Here is a 19,034-nt window from a genome sequence, read left to right as displayed (position 1 = left end):
ATCATTAATGCTCACTCTGAGCATCACGAGCGGTCGCCGGCGACCAGGCAGGGAAGGCACTATGACGACGGTCAGCATCAGCACCGACGCCCTCTACGAGCGGGTCCGCGGGTCCGTGCCGCGCGTGGAGTGGGCGACGATGGAGGACGACGTCGCGGCGATCTGGCGGCTCAAGGCCGAGCGCAACGCGGTGATCCTCGCGCACAACTACCAGACCCCGGAGATCTTCCACGGGGTGTCCGACATCGTCGGGGACTCCCTCGCCCTGGCGCGCGAGGCCCAGGACGTCGACGCCGACGTGATCGTCCTGGCAGGCGTCCATTTCATGGCCGAGACGGCGAAGCTGCTCAACCCGTCCCGGACCGTGCTCGTGCCCGACCTGCGCGCCGGCTGCTCGCTGGCCGAGTCCATCACCGCCGCCGACGTGCGCGGCCTGCGCGCCCAGCACCCGGGCGTCCCGGTCGTCACCTACGTCAACACCTCGGCCGCCGTGAAGGCCGAGTCCGACATCTGCTGCACGTCCGGCAACGCAGTGAAGGTCATCGAGTCCCTCGGCGTGGACCGGGTGATCATGATCCCCGACGAGTACCTCGCCCAGAACATCGGCCGGCAGACCGGCGTCGAGGTCATCACGTGGGCCGGCCGCTGCGAGGTGCACGAGCGGTTCACGCCCGGCGACATCGCCCAGGTCCGCCGCGACCACCCCGGCGTCGTCGTGGTCAGCCACCCGGAGTGCCCGCCCGGCGTCGTCGACGTCTCCGACATGTCCGGCTCCACCGCCCAGATGATCGGCTACGTCCAGGACCGCCGGCCCCGCCAGGTCGCGCTCATCACCGAGTGCTCGATGAGCGACAACATCGCCGCCGCCTCCCCCGGCGTGGAGTTCGTCCGCCCGTGCAACCTGTGCCCGCACATGAAGCGCAACAACCTCGGCAACATCCGGGTCGCGCTGGAGGAGATGCGACACGAGGTGACGATCGACCCCGACGTCGCAGAGCGCGCCCGCGCCGCGGTCGAGCGCATGCTCGCGGTCCGGTGAACGGGCACTCCGCGATGGACCGGCCCGGCGGGATCGACCTCCCCGGTCCGCGGGACCGGCCCGCCACGACCTGCCCGACGACGAGCACCTCCCCCGTGATCGTCGGCGCGGGGCTCGCCGGCCTGCTCACGGCGCTCCGACTGGCCCCCGCCCCGTGCCTCGTCCTCAGCGCCGGACCGCTCGGCGCGGGCAGCTCGACCGGTCTCGCCCAGGGCGGGATCGCCGCGGCCGTGGCACCCGGTGACTCGGCGGCACTGCACGCCCTCGACACGCTGGCCGCCGGCGCGGGCCTCGGCGAGCGGAAGGCGATCGAGCGAGTGACGGGCGGGGCCGCCGAGGCCCTCGCCTACCTCGTGGACCTCGGCGCCGAGCTCGACCAGGACGACGACGGCGCATTGCTCCTCGGCCTGGAGGGCGCGCACAGCCGGCATCGCATCGCGCACGCGGGCGGCGACGCCACCGGGCGCGAGCTGCTGCGGGCCGCGACGGCCGCCGTGCGGCGCACGCCGTCGGTCATGGTGCTCGAGCACGCGCGGGCGGTCCGGGTCGTCGTCGACGACGGGGCGGTCCGCGGCGTCGAGGTCGCCCTGCAGGGCGAGCAGCCGGCGGTCCTGCCGACCGACCGGGTCGTGCTGGCCACCGGCGGGATCGGCGGCCTGTTCGTGCACTCGACCAACCCCTCGTCCTCGCGCGGCCAGGGCCTCGCACTCGCGGCGCGTGCCGGTGCGGTGCTGCGAGACCTGGAGATGGTGCAGTTCCACCCCACCGCCCTCGACGTCGGCCTGCGGCCCATGCCGCTGGTCAGCGAGGCGCTCCGTGGCGCCGGCGCGCGCCTGGTGGACGCCTCCGGCCGCGACCTGCCGGGTGACCCGCTCGCGTCGCGCGACGTCGTCGCCAGTCGGGTGTGGACGCACCTCGCCGACGGCGGACGCACCTTCCTCGACGCCCGCGACCTCCAGGACGTCGCCGACCACTTCCCCACCGTCACCGCCGCGTGCCGGGCGGCGGGGATCGACCCCGCCCGCGATCTGCTCCCCGTACGGCCGGCCGCGCACTACCAGATGGGCGGCGTCGCGGTCGACGGCCACGGCCGCAGCACGGTGCCGGGTCTGTGGGCCGTCGGGGAGGTCGCGAGCACCGGTCTGCACGGCGCCAACCGGCTCGCGTCGAACTCGCTCCTCGAGGCGGCGGTGTGCTCCCGCTGGGTGGCCGAGGACGTCGCGGGGGGCGCCCCTCCCACGCTCGCCCACACCACGCCCCACCTCGGGCATCGCGGGCCGGCGCAGCAACATCCCGAGGCGCTCGATCTCGCCAGGGTGCGCGACCTCGTGTCGTCCGCCGTCGGCGTCGTGCGCTATGGCCCCACCCTGACTGCCGCCCAGGACCGGCTCCGCGCGGCCCATCTCACCGATCCCGATGACGACGACACGCTCGTCGCCCTCCTGCTCGTCACCGGTGCGCTTCGGCGCGAGGAGAGCCGCGGCGCGCACCACCGCACCGACCACCCCTCCCCCGCACCGGCGGCCCACCAGGACCTCACCCTGGCCGACGCCTACCACCACGCCCTGGAACGGAGCTCCGCATGAGGCACCTGCCGACCGTCCTGATCGAACCGCTCGTCCGCGACGCCCTGCGCGAGGACCTCGGCCGCGCCGGCGACGTCACCACCGACTGGGTCGTCCCCGCCGACCGGGTCGCCACCGCGGAGCTCGTCGCGCGGGACCCGGGCGTCGTCGCAGGCACGGACCTCGTCGTCCTCGCCTTCGGCCTGCTCGACGCGCGGGTGACGGTCGACGTCGAGAGGCCCGACGGGACCGCCGTCGCTCCCGGCGACCGCGTCGCCACGGTCAGCGGTCCCGCCCGCGCGCTACTGACGGCGGAACGGGTGGCACTGAACTTCCTGGGTCACCTGTCCGGGGTGGCCACCGCGACCGCCCAGATCGCACGAGCGATCGACGGGACCGGCACGCGGGTGTGCTGTACCCGCAAGACCACGCCGGGTCTGCGGACGGTGGAGAAGCACGCCGTGGTCGCGGGCGGGGGCGTCAACCACCGCTTCGGCCTGGACGACGCGGTACTCATCAAGGACAACCACGTCGCGCTGGCCGGCGGCGTCGGCGCAGCCGTGGCCCGGGTGCGCGAGGCGGCCGGCCACCTCGTGCCGATCGAGGTGGAGGTCGACACGCTCGATCAGCTGCGCGAGCTGCTGACCACCCCGGTCGACGCCGTCCTGCTGGACAACATGACGCCCGCCCAGCTGGCGGAGGCGGTCGCGCTGGTCGACGGCCGAATGGTCACTGAGGCGTCGGGGCGGTTGACCGCCGAGACAGCGCCCGCCGTGGCCGCCAGCGGCGTGGACCTGGTGTCGGCCGGTTGGCTGACGCACTCCGCGCCGGTCCTCGACATCGGCCTGGACCTCAAGGTGTGACCCGCGCCGGGAGGCGGCGGAACCGTGAGCCCCCGCAGCTCAGCCAGCCTCCGGCGCCCGCACCACCCCCCGGCGCCGACTGCCGGCGTCACCCGACCTTGCGCACCTGCGGCACGATCGCGTCGCCCTCCCCGGCGGACACCGTCAGCCCGATGGACAGCGTCTCGTCCATGACGAGCTGCCGATGCGCTTCGACCACCGCGACCCGCCCCGCAGGCACGGCGAGCTCCAGCGCGATCCGGTCGGACACATGCAGGCCGGCGTTCTTGCGCTCGTCCTGCACGGCGCGCACGACGTCGCGGGCGTACCCCTCGGCCTCGAGCTCGTCGTCGATGGAGGTGTCCAGCGCGACGAAGCCGCCGGCCGGGAGCACGCCCGCCGTCACGTCCTCGGAGGCCCCCTCGGCCCGGTCGACGGTCGTGGTGCGCTCGACCTGCTCGGCGCCCAGCGTCACCGGTGCGCCGGCTCCCTCGAGGCCCTCGGGGACGAGGACGCCCGGGAACGTCGCTCCGCCGTCGTCGATCTCCTGCCACTCCCCTGCCTTCGCGGCGGCGAACAGCTGGGACGTCAGCCGGCGCAGCTCCTTCGGCAGCTCGCGCGGCAGCACGGCGAGGTCGGTGCGGACCTCGAGGGCGGCGTCCTCGGGGCGGACGAGCTCGACTGCCCGCACATTGACCTCGCGGGCGATCAGCGACGCGTACGGCTCGAGGGCCGCCGGGTCGTCGACGGCCACGGTGAGGGTGCGCAGCGGCTGGCGCACCCGCAGGGACGCCGCCTTGCGCAGCGCGTGCGCGGCGGAGACGGCCTCGCGGACCTGGTCCATCGCCGCGACGATCTCAGGCGCCACGACCGACTCACCCAGGGAGGGCCAGTCCGTGAGGTGCACGGAGCGCCCGCCGGTGAGCCCCCGCCAGACCTCCTCGGTGACCATCGGCGCGAGCGGAGCCATCACGCGGGTGAGCACCTCCAGGGCCGTACGCAGCGTGTCGAACGCCCCGCGCTCCTCGGCCCAGAACCGGTCGCGTGAGGTCCGCACGTACCAGTTGGTCAGCAGGTCGAGGTGCTCACGGACGAGCTGGGTCGCCCGCGGCACGTCGTAGGCCTCGAGCGCGGCGCCCACCTCGTCGGCGAGCGTCCCCGTGCGGGCCAGCAGGTAGCGGTCCATGACGTCGAGCGCCTCGAACGCCTCCCGGTCGCCCAGGTCCACGCCGTCCGACACGTAGCCCGCCCCGCCGTCGAGCGTCCCGGCATAGAGCGCGTAGAAGTACCAGGCGTTCCACAGCGGGAGGTGCACCTGCCGGACGACCTCGCGGATGCCCTCCTCGGTCACCACGAGGTTGCCGCCGCGCAGGATCGGGGAGGCCATGAGGAACCAGCGCATCGCGTCGGCGCCGTCGCGGTCGAGGACCTCGGAGACGTCGGGGTAGTTGCGCAGGGACTTGCTCATCTTGCGGCCGTCGGAGCCGAGCACGATGCCGTGGCTCACCGAGGTGCGGAACGACGGCCGGTCGAAGATCGCGGTCGCGAGGACGTGCAGCGTGTAGAACCAGCCGCGCGTCTGCCCGATGTACTCCACGATGAAGTCGCCCGGGTAGTGGTGCTCGAACCAGTCGGCATTCTCGAACGGGTAGTGCACCTGCGCGAACGGCATCGACCCGGAGTCGAACCAGACGTCGAGGATGTCGGGGATGCGGCGCATCGTCGCCCTGCCCGACGGGTCGTCCGGGTTGGGGCGGGTGAGCTCGTCGATGAACGGGCGGTGCAGGTCGGGGTTCCCGTCCCGGTCCGTCGGCAGGCGGCCGAAGTCGGCCTCGAGCTCGGCGAGGGACCCGTAGACATCCGTGCGCGGGTACGCGGGGTCGTCGCTCACCCACACGGGGATGGGGGTGCCCCAGTAGCGGTTGCGGGAGATCGACCAGTCGCGGGCACCGGCGAGCCAGTTGCCGAAGATGCCGTCCTTGATGTGCTCCGGCACCCAGGTGATGTCCTGGTTGAGCTCGACCATGCGGTCCCGGAACTGGGTGACGCGGACGAACCAGCTGGTCACGGCCTTGTAGATGAGCGGGGTGCGGCACCGCCAGCAGTGCGGGTAGGAGTGCACGTAGGACGCGCGGCGCACGAGCAGCGCGCGCTCGGCCTCGGGCCGGCGGGCGAGCGGTCCGCTGCCGTCGCGCAGGTCGGTGAGGATCGACTTGTTGGCGTCGAAGACCTGCTGCCCCGCGTAGTCGCTCACCTCGGCGGTGAAGCGGCCACCGGCGTCGACGGGCACCACGGGTCGGATCCCGACGGCGTCGCACACCGCCATGTCGTCCTCACCGAAGGCGGGGGCGAGGTGGACGAGGCCGGTGCCGTCCTCGGTGGTGACGAAGTCGCCGAGGATGATCTGCCACGCGTGCGGACCGGGGGCGGCGTCGTCGTCGCGGCCGGTGAAGTAGTCGAAGATCGGGGCGTAGCTGCGCCCGGCGAGGTCGCGTCCCGTGAGCCGCTCGACGATCTCGGGCTCCTCGCCGAGCTCCTTGGCGTAGGCGCCGAGGAGGGCCTCGGCGAGGATGACGCGCTCGCCGGCGGCGGGGCCGTCGGCCGAGCGCACCACCACGTAGTCGATGTCCGGCCCGACGGCGATGGCCAGGTTCGAGGGCAGCGTCCACGGGGTGGTGGTCCAGATCAGGGCGAGCTCGCCGGTCTCGAGCCGCACGCCGACGGTGGCGGTCTCGTCCTGGCGGTCGGAGTAGACGTCGTCGTCCATGCGGAGCTCGTGGTTGGACAGCGGCGTCTGGTCGTTCCAGCAGTACGGCAGGACGCGGTAGCCCTCGTAGGCCAGGCCCTTGTCGTAGAGCTGCTTGAACGCCCAGATCACCGACTCCATGTAGGTGACGTCGAGGGTCTTGTAGTCGTGCTCGAAGTCGACCCAGCGGGCCATGCGGGTGACGTAGTCCTGCCACTCGCCGGTGTAGCGCAGCACGGAGTCATGGCAGGCCTTGTTGAAGGCCTCGATGCCCATCTCGTCGATCTGGGACTTGTCGGTGATGCCGAGGATCCGCTCGGCCTCGAGCTCGGCGGGCAGGCCGTGCGTGTCCCAGCCGAAGCGGCGCTCGACGCGGCGGCCGCGCTGGGTCTGGAAGCGGGCCACGAGATCCTTGACGTAGCTCGTCAGCAGGTGCCCGTAGTGGGGCAGTCCGTTGGCGAACGGCGGGCCGTCGTAGAAGACGAACTCGTTGTCCCCGTTCTCGCCCGGCTCGCGGTTGTCGATCGAGGCCTGGAACGTGTCGTCGGCACGCCAGTGCGCGAGGACGTCCTCCTCGATGCGGGGCAGGCGCGGCGAGGGGTCGACGTCGCCGTCGCGGTGGAGGGGGTAGTGGCCCTGGGTGCTCATCGCGGTCCTTCTCGTCACGGGTTGCCTGCCGTGCGAGGACGACGCTCCTTCCGCGCGTCTCCGCGCGGCCGGTGCCGCGGTACCACCCCGCTTGCCGCTCCCCCGCTCTTGCGCGGGTGCGGCCGCTCTGCTCCGGCTGTCACGGGCCTGCCCCGTCCGGGTCTACTGGGGCCCCCGCTGACGGGGAACGCCTGTTCTTCCGGAGGCTCGCCGGTGATGCCCCCACGGACGGGGCCGGGTCGATGCCTGTGCGACGAGTGTAGCGGCCCCGCAGATTCATCGAGCGTGCGGTTTCCAGGTGTCGAGTGTGCGGCTCCCGAGGTGCGATCGGGCAGCTCCCGACCTGCACGTATCTCCGCCGAGGATCGACCTACCCATGCGCGTGCGGTGCAGACCGGCCACACGAGGGCCACGGTGGTGGTATGAGTCACTCACTGAGCAGACAGGTCGTACCCGTATCGGCCGTGGCTCTCGCGCTGAGCCTCGCCGCGTGCTCGTCCGACGACGACACCGATGCCACCGAGCCCGAACCGCCGGCCACGTCGGAACCGGCGCCCGAGCCGACCGAAGAGCCGTCCGAGGAGGCCCCGACGGAGGAGGCGCCGTCAGAGGATCCGACCACCGAGGAACCGCCCGCGGAGGAGACCCCGTCCGACGAGCCGCCCGCCGAGGAGGCCCCATCCGACGACGAGGAGGACGACGGCGAGGACGCCGGGAGCGCGCACCCGACCGACGTCCCCGGCTCGGCTGAGCTGTTCGGGGCGATCGCGACCGTCCAGGCCACATACCCGGATGCCGAGGTCGTCGCCGTCTCCCACAACGACACCACCGAGTTCCCCGAGGAGCCGGAGGGCAACGGCACCGTGGTCGAGGCCGTCAGCGGTGACCAGCTGCTGACGATCACGCTCGACCCGTCGGGTGCAGTCGTCGACGAGACCTCGGCGCCGGCCGACGCGGAGATCCTCGGTCACCTCGACGTCGCGACGCTGACCATCGACGACGCCATCGACCTCGCGATCGAGGAGACCAGCCTCGGTGGCGGCGAGTTCATCCTGCACAGCCTGTCCCTGACGGAGGTGTGGGAGGGCGACGCGGCGTGGAACTTCCTGTTCTACGGCGCCCACGACTTCTCAGTCGTCTACGACGCCGTCACCGGGGAGAACGTCAGCCCGGTGGGATGACAGGCACCGACGTCGGCCGGCCGCCCGCATTCGTTCGAGTCCGACAAGGGGAGGGCTTCCCGGGGCAGTGCTCCCCTCGTCCGCCCCGGCAGATCGCACTGCGGCACGGCTACGGTCGCGACATGTCCCCCCACCGCACCACCTGGTCCCTCGCCGCCGTGGCCGGCATCGCACTGACGCTGGGCGCCTGCGCCGGCGACCCGATCCCGCCCTCCGGCACCCCCACCGGACCGGCCGGACCCACCGAGGTGCCGTCGGACCCCTGCCCGGCCTGGCCGGAGTGCGACACCATGCCCGCACCGCCGGTCGACCTCCCGACGACCGACGACGGGCTCGGGCTGCCCGACCGTGCGTTCGACACCGTCGATCGTGCGCTGCGCGACGCAGACGACCAGAGCCCGACGCTGAGCATCGCCGACATCGCAACTCTCGAGGAGCTCTCCCTCGGCGAGACCGGGCAACGGATCGCCTGGGTGGTCGAGCACTCGACGATCGCGGGTACGGAGGACCACGGCACGACCGACGGTACCGAGGGCCGGTTCGATCAGGACGTGTGGCAGGTCTACACGGCCGATGCCGACGAGGTGAGCATCGTCAGCTGGCCGGCCCCGCTCGACCCTGACCCGCACGCCTGGGAGCCGCTCGAGGTCGAGACATTCGGCAACGAGGAGCTGGATACCGGCGCCGAGGACCAGCTGGCCGCCCACGAGGTAGGACTGACGGATACAGCGGCGGCAGCGGTGACCGCACGCCCGGGCAGCGTCCTCATCGTCGCCACGACGGACGACGTGTCGGCCCGCTCGCTCCTCGCGGTAGGGATCCTCCAGGACGACGGGACCGCGTTGCGGGTGACCGTCGACGCCGCCACCGGTGAGGTGCTCAACGCGGTGCCGGTCGGCAACGGTGCCTCGGACGGCGGGTCCCGGGGCGACCGCGGCGAGACCGAGGAGCCCGACGAGGGCGGCACCACCACCTGACGGGTGGTTCCGGCTCAGGAACCGACCGCGGTGAGGTAGGCGAGCACCGCGCGCACACGGCGGTTCTCCTCGTTCGCCGCCAGCCCCAGCCCGCTGAACACGTTGGCCACGTGCTTGGCCACCGCCCCGTTCGACAGCACCAGCCGCTCGGCGATCTGGGAGTTGCTCAGCCCCGAGGCCATGAGCTCGAGCACCTCCCGCTCTCGGACGGTCAGCGCGTCGACGGCGGTGCGACGGCCTGCCACGAGACGCGAGACGACGTCGGGGTCCGCCACCACTCCCCCGGCCGCCACGATGCCGAGCGAACGCATGAAGTCCGCCACCCGCGCCACCCGCTCCTTGAGCAGATAGCCCAACCCGCCGACGTCGGGCCGGGACGAGGCCGCGGCCGCCGGGTCCGACAGCGGCGCGAACAGCTCTGCCGCGTACGCCGGGGCCGCGTACTGGGACAGCACGAGGATCCCGATCTCCGGGTGCGCGGCGCGGATCCGGGCTGCGGCGCGCAGGCCGTCCTCGCCGTCGCCGGGCGGCATCCGCACGTCGGTGACGACGACGTCGATCGCCTCCCCGCCGCCCGCCACCTTCTCGACGACGGCCTCGAGCTCGGGCGCCGACGCCGCCTGCGCCACCACCTCGTGCCCCTGCCGCTCGAGCAGCCCGACCAGGCCCTCCCGCAGCAGCGCCGCGTCGTCCGCCACCACCAGTCTCACGGCCGACCTCCCAGCTCGACGACGACGGCGGCGTCCCCCTGGTCGAGCAGCAGGGGGACGTGGGCGGCGACGATCGTCGGCCCGCCGGAGGGGCTGGAGACCTCGAGCCCGCTCCCGACGGCGGCGAGCCGCTCGGCCATCCCGGCCAGCCCGCGACCGGGCACGATCTCGGCCCCGCCGGGACCGTCGTCGACGATCGAGACGTGCAGGGCGTCGTCGACGACGAGCAGCACCGTCACCGACGCCTCCGGCGCGTACTTCGCCACGTTGGTCAGCGCCTCGCTGATGACGAAGTAGGCCACCGCCGCCACGCCCTCCGGGAGCGCGGGCAGTGCGTGCGGGACCTGGACGGTCACGGGCACGACGGCGCGCTCGCCGAGCTCGCGGACGGCTGCCTCGAGACCACGGTCGGACAGCACGGTGGGGTGGATGCCGGAGACGGTCTCGCGCAGGGCGGCGAGCGCCCGGTCGGCGTCGTCCTGCGCGGCAGCCAGCAGCTGGGACACGTTCGCGAGGCGGTCAGGGCCGGGCGGGACGGCGTCGTCGTCGGGGGCGTGGACGGGATCCGAGGTGGCGCCGGTGTGCTGCTCGACGAGCATCGCGGCCTCCCCCAGCTTCATGCCGGCGGTGACGAGGTGCTGCTGGGCGCCGTCGTGCAGGTCACGTTCGATGCGGCGGCGCTCGAGCTCGAAGGCGGCGACGATCTCCCGGCGCGAGGTGCGCAGGTCGGCGACGCGCTGCGCCCACTCCGGCACGTCCGCGACGTCCTCGGCGAACGGCTTGCGCCGCTCGAGGGCGAGCAGCGCACCGACCAGCACACCGAGGCAGGCCAACCCGAGCACGGCCCCGTAGGCCCACCACGAACCGGCGCTCAAGCTGGCGAGGACGGCACCGAGCAGGACGACCCCGCCGACCAGCCCGACGGCCACCTGGAGCCAGAACAGGCGGCGCGCACCGCGCTCGGGCCTGCTCAGGGACGACATCCCGCTACCGTACCGAGGCACGGCCGATCCGCCCCGAGTGCCGCCGCCCGCTCGGCGGTGGTGCCAGCACCACCCCAGGTCGGCACCGGGCACCATGGGAAAGCGACCCGGCACGCAGTGAGGTGGAGGCATGACACAGAACAACGGCCCAGCGTCCCTGCTCGCCACCGACCTCACCACCACGTACGGGCAGGTCCGCGCCCTGGCCGGCGTCAGCCTCGCCGTCCCGGCCGGCCAGACCCTCGCCGTCATGGGCCCCTCCGGCTCCGGCAAGACCACCCTCCTGCACTGCCTCGCCGGCATCCGCGTGCCGGACTCCGGCGAGGTGCGCCTCGGCGACGTGCCGGTATCCGCGCTGGGCGACACCGCCCGGTCCCGGCTGCGGCGCGAACGGCTCGGCTTCGTCTTCCAGGACGGACAGCTCGTCCCCGAGCTCTCCGCCCGCGAGAACGTCGCGCTCCCCCTCCTCCTGGGCGGCACGCGCAGGGGCGAGGCGCTCAGGACGGCCGACGGCTGGCTCGAGCGGCTCGGCGTCGGGCAGGCGGCAGGGCGGCGTCCCGGCGAGATGTCCGGCGGGCAGGCGCAGCGGGTGGCCGTGGCGCGAGCGATGGTCCACGGCCCGTCGGTCGTGTTCGCCGACGAGCCCACCGGTGCGCTGGACCAGGCCACCGGCCACGAGGTCATGCAGGTGCTCACCACCACGACCCGGATGTCCGGCGCCACGCTCGTGGTCGTCACGCACGACACCCAGGTCGCGTCCTGGTGCGAGCGGCTCGTCGAGCTGCGCGACGCCATGATCCACGCCGACCGGAAGCTGGAGGCCGCGCGATGAACCAGGTCCTCTCCCTCGCTCCCCGGCTGGCCGTGGCACGCATGCGCGGCGCGCGGGCCGGCGCCACGCTCGACGTGCTCGCCGTCGTCACGTTCGCGGTCAGCTCGTTCCTCGCGCTCACCGTGGTGGGCGGCACGTGGATGTTCATCACCCGCTTCCAGGAGGCGCCGCAGTCCGTCCTCACCGCCATGGCGCTCGATCCCGAGTGGGCCGACAACCAGCTGCAGGTGTACGTGGTGCTCGCCGCGATCGCCTGCGCGCTGCTGGTGCTGCCGGTCCTCGGCCTCGGCGCCGCCGCCGCCCGGCTCGGCGCGCGCGGCCGCTCCCGCCGGCTGGCCTCGATGCGGCTCGTCGGCATGACCGGGGGCGAGGTCGTGTCCCTGTCCGTGCTCGAGACCCTCGTCCAGGCCGCGGCCGGCACGATCGTCGGTGGCGCGCTGTGGCTGCTGTCCCTTCCCCTGTGGCAGGCCGTGTCCTTCCAGGGCGTTCCTATCGGCGCCACGGAGATGCTCGTGCCGCTCTGGCTCGGCCTCGCCACGGTCGCCGGTCTGCTCGCTCTCGCCGCGCTGTCCACGGTGGTCGGACTGCAGCGCGTGCGGATCAGCCCCCTCGGCGTGGCCGCCCAGCAGGTGCCCCCGCGGCTCAAGGCCTGGCGGCTCGTCATCATGGTCGCGGCCGTGCTCGCGTTCGCGCTGGTGTCCCAGTCGTTCGGGGACGCCGTCGCGGCCTCGGAGCTGTTCGGCTACGCGTTCCTCGTCGGGATGATGCTCGTGGTCATCGGCGCCCTCAACCTCGTGGGCCCGTGGGTGCTCCAGCTCGTGGCCCGGCCGCTCGCCCGCACCTCCTCGGTGCCGCGGCTGCTCGCCGCGCGCCGCATCGTCGACGACCCGCGGGCCGCGTGGCGCAACGTCTCGAGCGTGGCGCTGCTCGGCATGATCGCCGCGTTCGCGGCACTGCTGCCCTCGGACGCCGACTCCCTCGGCGCGGACCGCGCGAGCCTCATCATGGCCACCGACATGCGCACGGGCGTGGTCATCACGCTCGCCGTGGGGCTCGTCGTCGCCGCGACGTCGACGCTCGTCAACCAGGCGTCCACCGTGGTCGACCGGGCCGAGGAGTCGGTCGCCATGGACCGCGCGGGGACGCCCCGGCCGGTGTTCGCGGCGCTGCGCCGGCACCAGGTCCTCGTGCCGCTCGTGGTCACGCTCGCGATCTCGATCGGCGTGGGCGTGCTGCTGTCGGTGCCGTTCCTCGCCTTCTCGAGGCCGAGCGCCACCGGGATCCTCGTCGTGCTCGCCACCGTGGTGCTCGGCGTGCTGCTCACCCTGCTGTCCGCGGAGGCCTGCCGGCCGCTGCAGTCCACGGTGCTCGGGGATCAGCGCCGCCGCAACGACTGATCGCTCCCGCACCTGCCCGGTTCGCCGAGTGTGCGGTTCTTTATCGCCGAGTGTGCGGTTCGGGATCGCCGAGAGTGCGGTCGGGGCCCTCCCCGACCGCACTCTCGGCGTGGGGTCTGCTGAACAGATGAGCGACACCTGATCTGCGCACCAGCACCCTCAGTCTCGGGGTTCGGCCGACTTCCGTTCTGGGGCCGGGGGCGGGGCCGGACGGGACCGGTCGGCGATCCGCTCGGCCTCGTCGGCCACGTGAGGATGCAGCTCGCGCAGCACCGAGAGGACCTCGACGGGCAGCGGCTCCCTGGCCAGCACTGCGGACGCGACGTACATCGAGTCGTCCCGAGCGATCTCGACGAGACGGGCAAGGGACGTGGCCGGGTCCACCACTTCCTTGTGCAGACGATTCATGTGCCAGGTCTCGTCCTGCATGGCGCGATGCCTCGCGGTGGCCGCGCGGTGCGCGACGTCGTCGTGCTCGTGTCGGATCCGGTACTCGCGAGTGATCTCACCGAGCGGGGGGCCACCGGTCGGCGGGTACGCGCGCTGGGCGGAAACGAATCGACGCCACAGGTCGTCGTCGGCCCCGATCCGCCACATGTAGTTGAGGATCGCCCCACCGACGCGATTCACCGGCTGCGCCTCGATAACCTCCAGCGGCGCGTTCTTCTCGCTCGCGATCGACTCGGCCATGTCGGGGCGCGCCTCAACGAGACTGCGGAGCACGGCTTCGCTGAGACTCGGGTTCATCAGGACGGAGACGACGACGTTCATCGAGTCGGACCGGGTGAGCTCCAGGAGACGCCACTCGGGCGTCTCCCCGCTGCTCGCCTCCAGGGCATCGCGGTCACTATCGGAAATCTTCATCATCTCACCGACAGGAGTGTCGTTGCCGACGCGTAGTCATGAGTTCTCGAGGCTACCTCTCGCGGTCGCGCAGCGTGGCCGTGAGGCCGACCAGGTAGGTGGACAGCGCGGGCGGCAGCCCTGCCTCGGCGGCCTCCAGGGCCTGCCCGAGCAGGGCGTCGACCTGCTCGAGGACGGCGGCCCGCGCGCCGGTGGAGACGATGATCGTGCGCAGGACCTCTGCCCCGTCGTCATCGAGGTCGGGATCGCCCAGCAGCCGGTCGAGGTCCCTGCGCTGGTCCGGGTCCGCCCGCTGAGCCGCCAGCCGGACGTGCTCGGTGCGCTTGCCGTCGCGCAGGTCGGAGACGACGGACTTGCCCGTCGTCGCCGGCTCGCCGAACAGCCCGAGATCGTCGTCCCTCAGCTGGTAGGCCACACCGAGCGGCTCGCCCACCTCGGCGAGGACCGCTCGGACGGGCTGGTCGTCCATGCCGGCGGCCACCGCACCCAGCACGAGCGGCAGCGTGATGCTGTACGACGCCGTCTTCAGCGCCGCCACCACGAGCGGCCGGGACGTCGCGGGCTCCGCGGTCTCGGACCAGACGTCGAGCGTCTCGCCGGCGATCGCCTGCTCGAGCGCCGCCAGCGCGGCCTCCGCGAGCCGCAGCCGGACGGCCGTCGACGCAGGGGCCGAGACGAGCGCCGCGACGGCGGTGCTCATCGCGAGGTCCCCGGACAGCACGCCGGCCGCCATGCCCCGCCGCCCCGCGTCGCCCGCATCCTCGCCCGCCTCGCGGGCCGCGTCCTCCACCCGGGCGACGACACCGACGCGGCCATGGCGCACGCGGTCACCGTCGATGAGGTCGTCGTGGACGCAGAGCCCGACGTGCAGGAGCTGCTGGGCGGCCGCGACCCGGCGCAGCAGCTCCGGGTCCGTCCCGCCGAACGCGTAGTAGGCCGCGGCAACGAGCCGAGGCCGGAGGTACTTGCCGCCGTCGGCGGCGCGTGCGGCCTCGACCAGCTCGGTGAGGGCGTCCGACGCCGAGGGGCCGCCCGCCACGCCGGCCCACAGCTCGTCGGTCAGGGTGTGCGCGCCGGCCATGAACTCCTCGACGCGCGCCATCACCTCCTCGAGGCCGATGACAGTCACCGGCGAGGCCGGCGCCGTCGCGGGCGAGGCGGCGCTACCCATGGGCGGGCCGCACGCCTCGGGCACGCATCTGCTCGACCTGCAGCACCGACCACGGGCTGAAGACCATCGGCGCGGCCGCGATCGCGGTCAACATGTCGTCGATCTCGATCCACGCCCACTCCTCGACCTCGTCGGGGGCCGGCACCGGGTCGCCGACGACCTCCCCGACGAACACCGGGCAGATCTCGTTCTCGACGATCCCGTCGCTCGCGACCGCCCGGTAGCGGAAGTCCGGCAGCAGTGGCCGGACCCGCGCGACCTCGAGGCCGAGCTCGTCGCGCATCCGGCGCACAACAGCGTCCTCCGACGTCTCCCCCGGTCCGGGATGCCCGCAGCACGCGTTGGTCCACACGCCCGGCCAGGTCGTCTTGCTCAGCGCGCGGCGAGTGAGGAGCGTCCGGCCGCGCGCGTCGAGCACGTAGCAGGAGAAGGCGAGGTGCAGCGGCGTGGCGTCGGTGTGGATCTCGGCCTTCGGGGCGGTGCCGACGGGGGTCCCGTCCTCGTCGACGAGGACGACGAGCTCCTCCCCGGTCGCGCCGGCCTCCCCCGCGGTCACCCCGTTCCTCCCGCTCCCGCGCCGCCCAGGCCCTGCGCGGCGAGGACGAGGTCGCGCACGGCGGTCGCGCGGACCGACTCCACGTCGTCCGCCAGCAACGACGGGTCGGAGGTGAGCAGCATCGGGCCGTCGGCGGCACTGTCCGGCAGCCGGCCGTGCGTCCCGCGCACGAGTCGCGGGTCCAGGGGAACGGTGCTCATCGCGTACCTGAGGCCCACCTTCTTCTTCACGAGGTTGAGCCCGGCCTTGGCCTTGGCGAGCCGGTCCTCGGGGTCGAAGAACAGCTCGGCGGGGTCGTACCCGGGCTTGCGGTGGATGTCGACGCCGCGGGCGTACTCGGGCGCGCGGTCGTCGTCGAGCCAGAAGTAGTAGGTGAACCAGGCGCCGGGCTCGGCGACGGCGACGAGGTCGCCCGCGCGCTCGTGGTCGAGCCCGTAGCGGGCCTGCTCGCTTCGGTCGAGCACCTCGTCGACCCCGGCCAGCCCGCCGACGATCGCCCGCACCCGTGGGAGGTCGGCCGGGTCGGGGACGTAGACGTGGGCGACCTGATGGTCGGCGACGGCGAACGCCCGCGACGTCCACGGGTCGAGCTGCTCGCGCCGCTGTTGGACGTACACCTCGAGGAGGCCCTCGCGGCGCAGCGCCCGGTTGATGTCGACCGGCCGGTCGGCGTCCGCGATCCCGTACTCGCTCAGCGCGATGACGGAGTAGCCGAGCTCGAGCGCGTCGTCGAGCAGCGGGGCGAGCGCGGCGTCGAGGTCGGCGGCGGCCCGGTCGGCCTCGGGCGAGTCCGGGCCGAAGCGCTGCAGGTCGTAGTCCAGGTGCGGCAGGTAGGTCATCACCAGGTCCGACTCCGGCTGGCCGAACCGGCCCCGGAGCTGGCCGCGAGTGGCCTCGATGAGCCAGCGCGAGGAGACGATCGACGCGGTGGGCCCCCAGTACTGGAACAGCGGGAACTCCCCCAGCTCGCCGACGAGCTGATCGTGCAGGGCGGGCGGGCGCACGTAGGCGTCGGGGCTCTTGCGGCCGTCGGCGTGATAGATGGGCCGGGGGGTGACGGTGATGTCCGTCGTCGCGCCCATGGCGTACCACCAGCCCATGTTCGCCACCCGGAAGGCAGGTTCGGCCCGGCGGGCGGTCTCCCAGACCTTCTCGGCCTCGACGAGGCGGTTGTGCTGGCGCCACAGGAGCGGGTCGCCGAGGCCGCGGAAGTACCAGCCGTTGCCGACGATCCCGTGGTCGCGCGGCATGCGGCCGGTGAGGATCGTCGACTGCACGCTGCACGTGACGGCGGGCAGGATCGTGTCGTGCCGGACGGCCCGCCCCTGCTCGCCGAGGGCGCGCAGCCGGGGCATGTGGGCCAGGGTCTTCGGGGTGAGGCCGACGACGTCGAGAAGCAGGACGCGGTTCATCGGGCCACCTCCTTCCTCGTGCGGGGGTCGCCGGCGGGGATCATCTCCGGCGGGAGGGCGTCGGCGAGGTGCTCGGTCGCCCAGCGGAGCTCGGCGGCGATCCCACCGACGAGGCTGTCCGGCCGCAGCGCGTCCGGGAGCACGTGCCAGGTGTAGGTCTCGACGTCGAGGTGTGCCTCGTCCCCGTGCGGGGCGTCGAGCACGGCGTCGACGGCGGACGCGAGCACCTCGGTCGTGGCCCGCAGCGGCTCCGCGGGTCGTGCGTGCAGCGGGATGTGGACGTGCACGCGCCACGGGCGGTCGACCGGCCAGGCGGGGTCGGCGCGCAGGACGTCGATGAGGTCGTCGGCCGCGAGCGCCTCCCACTCGTCGGCGGGCGGACCGTCGCCGGGGCCACGCGCCTGGTCGGCGCCGCCCGGCCGCGCCCGGACCTGGTGGACGTAGCGGGCCTCGGCGAACGGCTCGAGCGCCGCCATGACGCCCGGCGCGGACGGGTCGGGCACCTCGAGCGCGACGGAGGCCTGGACCTTGACGACCCGCACCCCGGCCGCGCTCGCGGCGGCGACCGCGCCGGCGGGGTCGGCGAACGAGACCGCGAGGTGGCAGGTGTCCAGGCACAGCCCCACGTAGCCGTCCTCGATCAGCGCCGGGCGGGCGCCGAGCCAGGCGACGACGTCGGCAACGTCGTCGAGGATGCAGCCCGGTTCCGGCTCGACGGCGAGGCGGACAGTGCGTCCGGTGCTCGCCTCGAGCTCGCGCAGGTGGGCGACGAGCGCGGTGAGGTTGTCCTCGGCCTCGGCGTCGGCGGCCGCGTCCCAGCCGGTGCGCCAGCCCAGCGGCAGGGTGGAGATGCTGCCCGAGCCGCCCGCGGGCAGGAGGTCGGCGAGCGCCGTCGCGCAGTCCTTCGTGTAGGCCAGCCGCTCGGGGGTGGTCCAGTCCGGGCGGTAGACGGCGAGCTTGACGACGTCGTCGTGGAAGCCCGCGAAAGGGAACGCGTTGACGGTGCGCAGCTCGAGTCCCTCGGCCGCCAGCACATCGCGGAGCCGGTCGCGCGCCGCGGGGTCGCCGGCGAGCTCGGCGGCGGCGCCGACCGGGAGCCAGAGGCCCACGCCGAGCGTGTCGAGCCCGGCCTGGCGGCGGACCGGTCCCGCGTGGCGGCGGAGCTGGTCGATGATGCCGTCGAGGTCCTCGGCAGGGTGGACGTTGGTGCAGTAGGACAGGTCCATCAGGCCTCCCGGCGCGACTTCATGCCGCGCAGGACCGAGTTGCCCTCGAACAGGTCGGGGCCCTGCCGCTCGGGCTCGAAGCCGGGGATCGGTTCGAGCTCGAGGCGGCCGGACTGGCCGTAGAACTTGACGGGGTTGCGCCACAGGACCTTGTCGACGTCGTCCTCGCTGAAGCCGGCCTCGAGCATCGCGTGTCCGGTCTTCAGGGTCTTCAGCGGGTCGGAGCGGCCCCAGTCGGCGGCGGAGTTGACGATGATCCGGTCCAGGCCCAGGCGCTGCATGATCGCGACGACGCGGGTCTCGTCCATCTTCGTGTCGGGGTAGATGGAGAAGCCCATCCAGGCGCCAGTGTCGGCGACCATGTCGACGCACGTCTCGTTGAGGTGGTCGACGAGCACCCGCTCGACGCTCAGGCCCGACTCGGCGACGACGTCGAGGGTGCGCTGCGTGCCCGGCGCCTTGTCGCGGTGCGGGGTGTGCACGAGGGCCGGCAGCTCGAACTCGATCGCGAGCGCCAGGTGGCGGGCGAGGATGTCGTCCTCCTCCGGCGTCATCGAGTCGTATCCCGTCTCCCCGACGGCGACGACCCCGTCCTTGCCCAGGTAGCGGGGCAGGATGTCCATCACCTCGGTCAGGCGGGGGTCGCCGGCCTCCTTGGGGTTGAGCGCGATCGTGCAGTGATGCCGGATGCCGAACTGCGCGGAGCGGAAGCGCTCCCAGCCGATGAGGGAGTCGAAGTAGTCGACGAAGGACCCGACGTTGGTGCGCGGCTGGCCGAGCCAGAACGCCGGCTCGACGAGGGCCCGCACGCCCGCGGCATACATGGCCTCGTAGTCGTCGGTGGTGCGGGAGGTCATGTGGATGTGGGGGTCGAAGATGCGCATG

At 73.2% G+C, this 19,034-nt stretch carries 16 protein-coding genes; 7 read left to right on the top strand and 9 right to left on the bottom strand.

The features are described 5' to 3' along the window. Positions 1-61 precede the first annotated feature (61 nt). Genes nadA through nadC form a run of 3 tightly spaced genes read left to right on the top strand, consistent with a single transcriptional unit; the run spans position 62 to position 3,467 of the window. Positions 62-1,039 (top strand): quinolinate synthase NadA, encoded by a 978-nt coding sequence (nadA, locus tag ACZLKG_RS04935; protein WP_463648128.1) that lies wholly within the window; start codon positions 62-64, stop codon positions 1,037-1,039. Next, positions 1,036-2,625, top strand: a complete 1,590-nt coding sequence (locus ACZLKG_RS04930; RefSeq protein WP_463648127.1) for an L-aspartate oxidase — start codon at positions 1,036-1,038, stop codon at positions 2,623-2,625. Before nadA ends, ACZLKG_RS04930 begins: the two co-directional genes overlap by 4 nt. Further along, complete coding sequence (nadC, locus tag ACZLKG_RS04925; RefSeq protein ID WP_463648126.1) at positions 2,622-3,467, top strand: carboxylating nicotinate-nucleotide diphosphorylase; 846 nt, start codon at positions 2,622-2,624, stop codon at positions 3,465-3,467. The genes ACZLKG_RS04930 and nadC overlap by 4 nt, the downstream gene beginning before the upstream one ends. Positions 3,468-3,555: 88 nt before the next feature. On the opposite strand, the gene ileS is transcribed toward nadC, so the two are convergent. Then, positions 3,556-6,840: an isoleucine--tRNA ligase gene (gene ileS / locus ACZLKG_RS04920; RefSeq protein WP_425708464.1), complete on the bottom strand. Its 3,285-nt coding sequence runs from the start codon at positions 6,838-6,840 to the stop codon at positions 3,556-3,558. A gap of 422 nt (positions 6,841-7,262) precedes the next feature. Here ileS and ACZLKG_RS04915 point away from each other — a divergent pair, with 422 nt between their 5' ends. Together ACZLKG_RS04915 and ACZLKG_RS04910 are read left to right on the top strand one after the other, a co-directional pair. Beyond that, positions 7,263-8,021 (top strand): hypothetical protein, encoded by a 759-nt coding sequence (locus ACZLKG_RS04915; protein WP_425708465.1) that lies wholly within the window; start codon positions 7,263-7,265, stop codon positions 8,019-8,021. A 122-nt stretch (positions 8,022-8,143) separates the two neighbouring features. Further along, positions 8,144-8,998 (top strand): hypothetical protein, encoded by an 855-nt coding sequence (locus ACZLKG_RS04910; protein ID WP_425708466.1) that lies wholly within the window; start codon positions 8,144-8,146, stop codon positions 8,996-8,998. A gap of 14 nt (positions 8,999-9,012) precedes the next feature. Here the strand turns inward: ACZLKG_RS04910 and ACZLKG_RS04905 are convergent, their stop codons facing one another. Together ACZLKG_RS04905 and ACZLKG_RS04900 are read right to left on the bottom strand one after the other, a co-directional pair. After that, complete coding sequence (locus tag ACZLKG_RS04905; RefSeq protein WP_425708467.1) at positions 9,013-9,708, bottom strand: response regulator transcription factor; 696 nt, start codon at positions 9,706-9,708, stop codon at positions 9,013-9,015. After that, positions 9,705-10,691 (bottom strand): sensor histidine kinase, encoded by a 987-nt coding sequence (locus ACZLKG_RS04900; protein WP_425708468.1) that lies wholly within the window; start codon positions 10,689-10,691, stop codon positions 9,705-9,707. The genes ACZLKG_RS04905 and ACZLKG_RS04900 overlap by 4 nt, the downstream gene beginning before the upstream one ends. A 130-nt stretch (positions 10,692-10,821) precedes the next feature. Between ACZLKG_RS04900 and ACZLKG_RS04895 the strand changes: the two genes are divergently transcribed. Then, entirely contained in the window at positions 10,822-11,523 is a 702-nt protein-coding gene (locus ACZLKG_RS04895) for an ABC transporter ATP-binding protein (RefSeq protein ID WP_463648125.1), read from the top strand. Continuing rightward, positions 11,520-12,920, top strand: a complete 1,401-nt coding sequence (locus tag ACZLKG_RS04890; protein WP_425708470.1) for an ABC transporter permease family protein — start codon at positions 11,520-11,522, stop codon at positions 12,918-12,920. Before ACZLKG_RS04895 ends, ACZLKG_RS04890 begins: the two co-directional genes overlap by 4 nt. Positions 12,921-13,079: 159 nt before the next feature. On the opposite strand, the gene ACZLKG_RS04885 is transcribed toward ACZLKG_RS04890, so the two are convergent. The 6 genes from ACZLKG_RS04885 to ACZLKG_RS04860 form a co-directional block, all read right to left on the bottom strand. Next, on the bottom strand, positions 13,080-13,691 hold the full coding sequence (locus tag ACZLKG_RS04885; protein WP_463648124.1) for a hypothetical protein: 612 nt from the start codon (positions 13,689-13,691) through the stop codon (positions 13,080-13,082). Between the two features lie 145 nt (positions 13,692-13,836). After that, positions 13,837-14,955, bottom strand: coding sequence for a polyprenyl synthetase family protein (locus ACZLKG_RS04880; protein WP_463648123.1), 1,119 nt, complete (start codon positions 14,953-14,955; stop codon positions 13,837-13,839). After that, positions 14,948-15,511, bottom strand: coding sequence for an isopentenyl-diphosphate Delta-isomerase (idi, locus tag ACZLKG_RS04875; RefSeq protein WP_425708473.1), 564 nt, complete (start codon positions 15,509-15,511; stop codon positions 14,948-14,950). The genes ACZLKG_RS04880 and idi overlap by 8 nt, the downstream gene beginning before the upstream one ends. After that, a complete protein-coding gene (locus ACZLKG_RS04870; protein WP_425708474.1) occupies positions 15,508-16,923 on the bottom strand; it encodes a nucleotide pyrophosphatase/phosphodiesterase family protein in 1,416 nt (471 codons plus the stop codon). Before ACZLKG_RS04870 ends, idi begins: the two co-directional genes overlap by 4 nt. Then, positions 16,920-18,149 carry a metabolite traffic protein EboE gene (eboE, locus tag ACZLKG_RS04865; RefSeq protein ID WP_463648122.1) on the bottom strand — a complete coding sequence of 410 codons (1,230 nt, stop codon included), beginning with the start codon at positions 18,147-18,149 and terminating at the stop codon, positions 16,920-16,922. Before eboE ends, ACZLKG_RS04870 begins: the two co-directional genes overlap by 4 nt. Then, on the bottom strand, positions 18,149-19,033 hold the full coding sequence (locus tag ACZLKG_RS04860) for a TatD family hydrolase (protein WP_425708476.1): 885 nt from the start codon (positions 19,031-19,033) through the stop codon (positions 18,149-18,151). The genes eboE and ACZLKG_RS04860 overlap by 1 nt, the downstream gene beginning before the upstream one ends. Position 19,034: the final 1 nt, after the last annotated feature.

The organism is Georgenia sp. Z2081 (assembly GCF_055326445.1).
The sequence above is the reverse complement of the archived record's forward strand: the minus strand, read 5'-3'. Positions and strand labels throughout refer to the sequence as shown.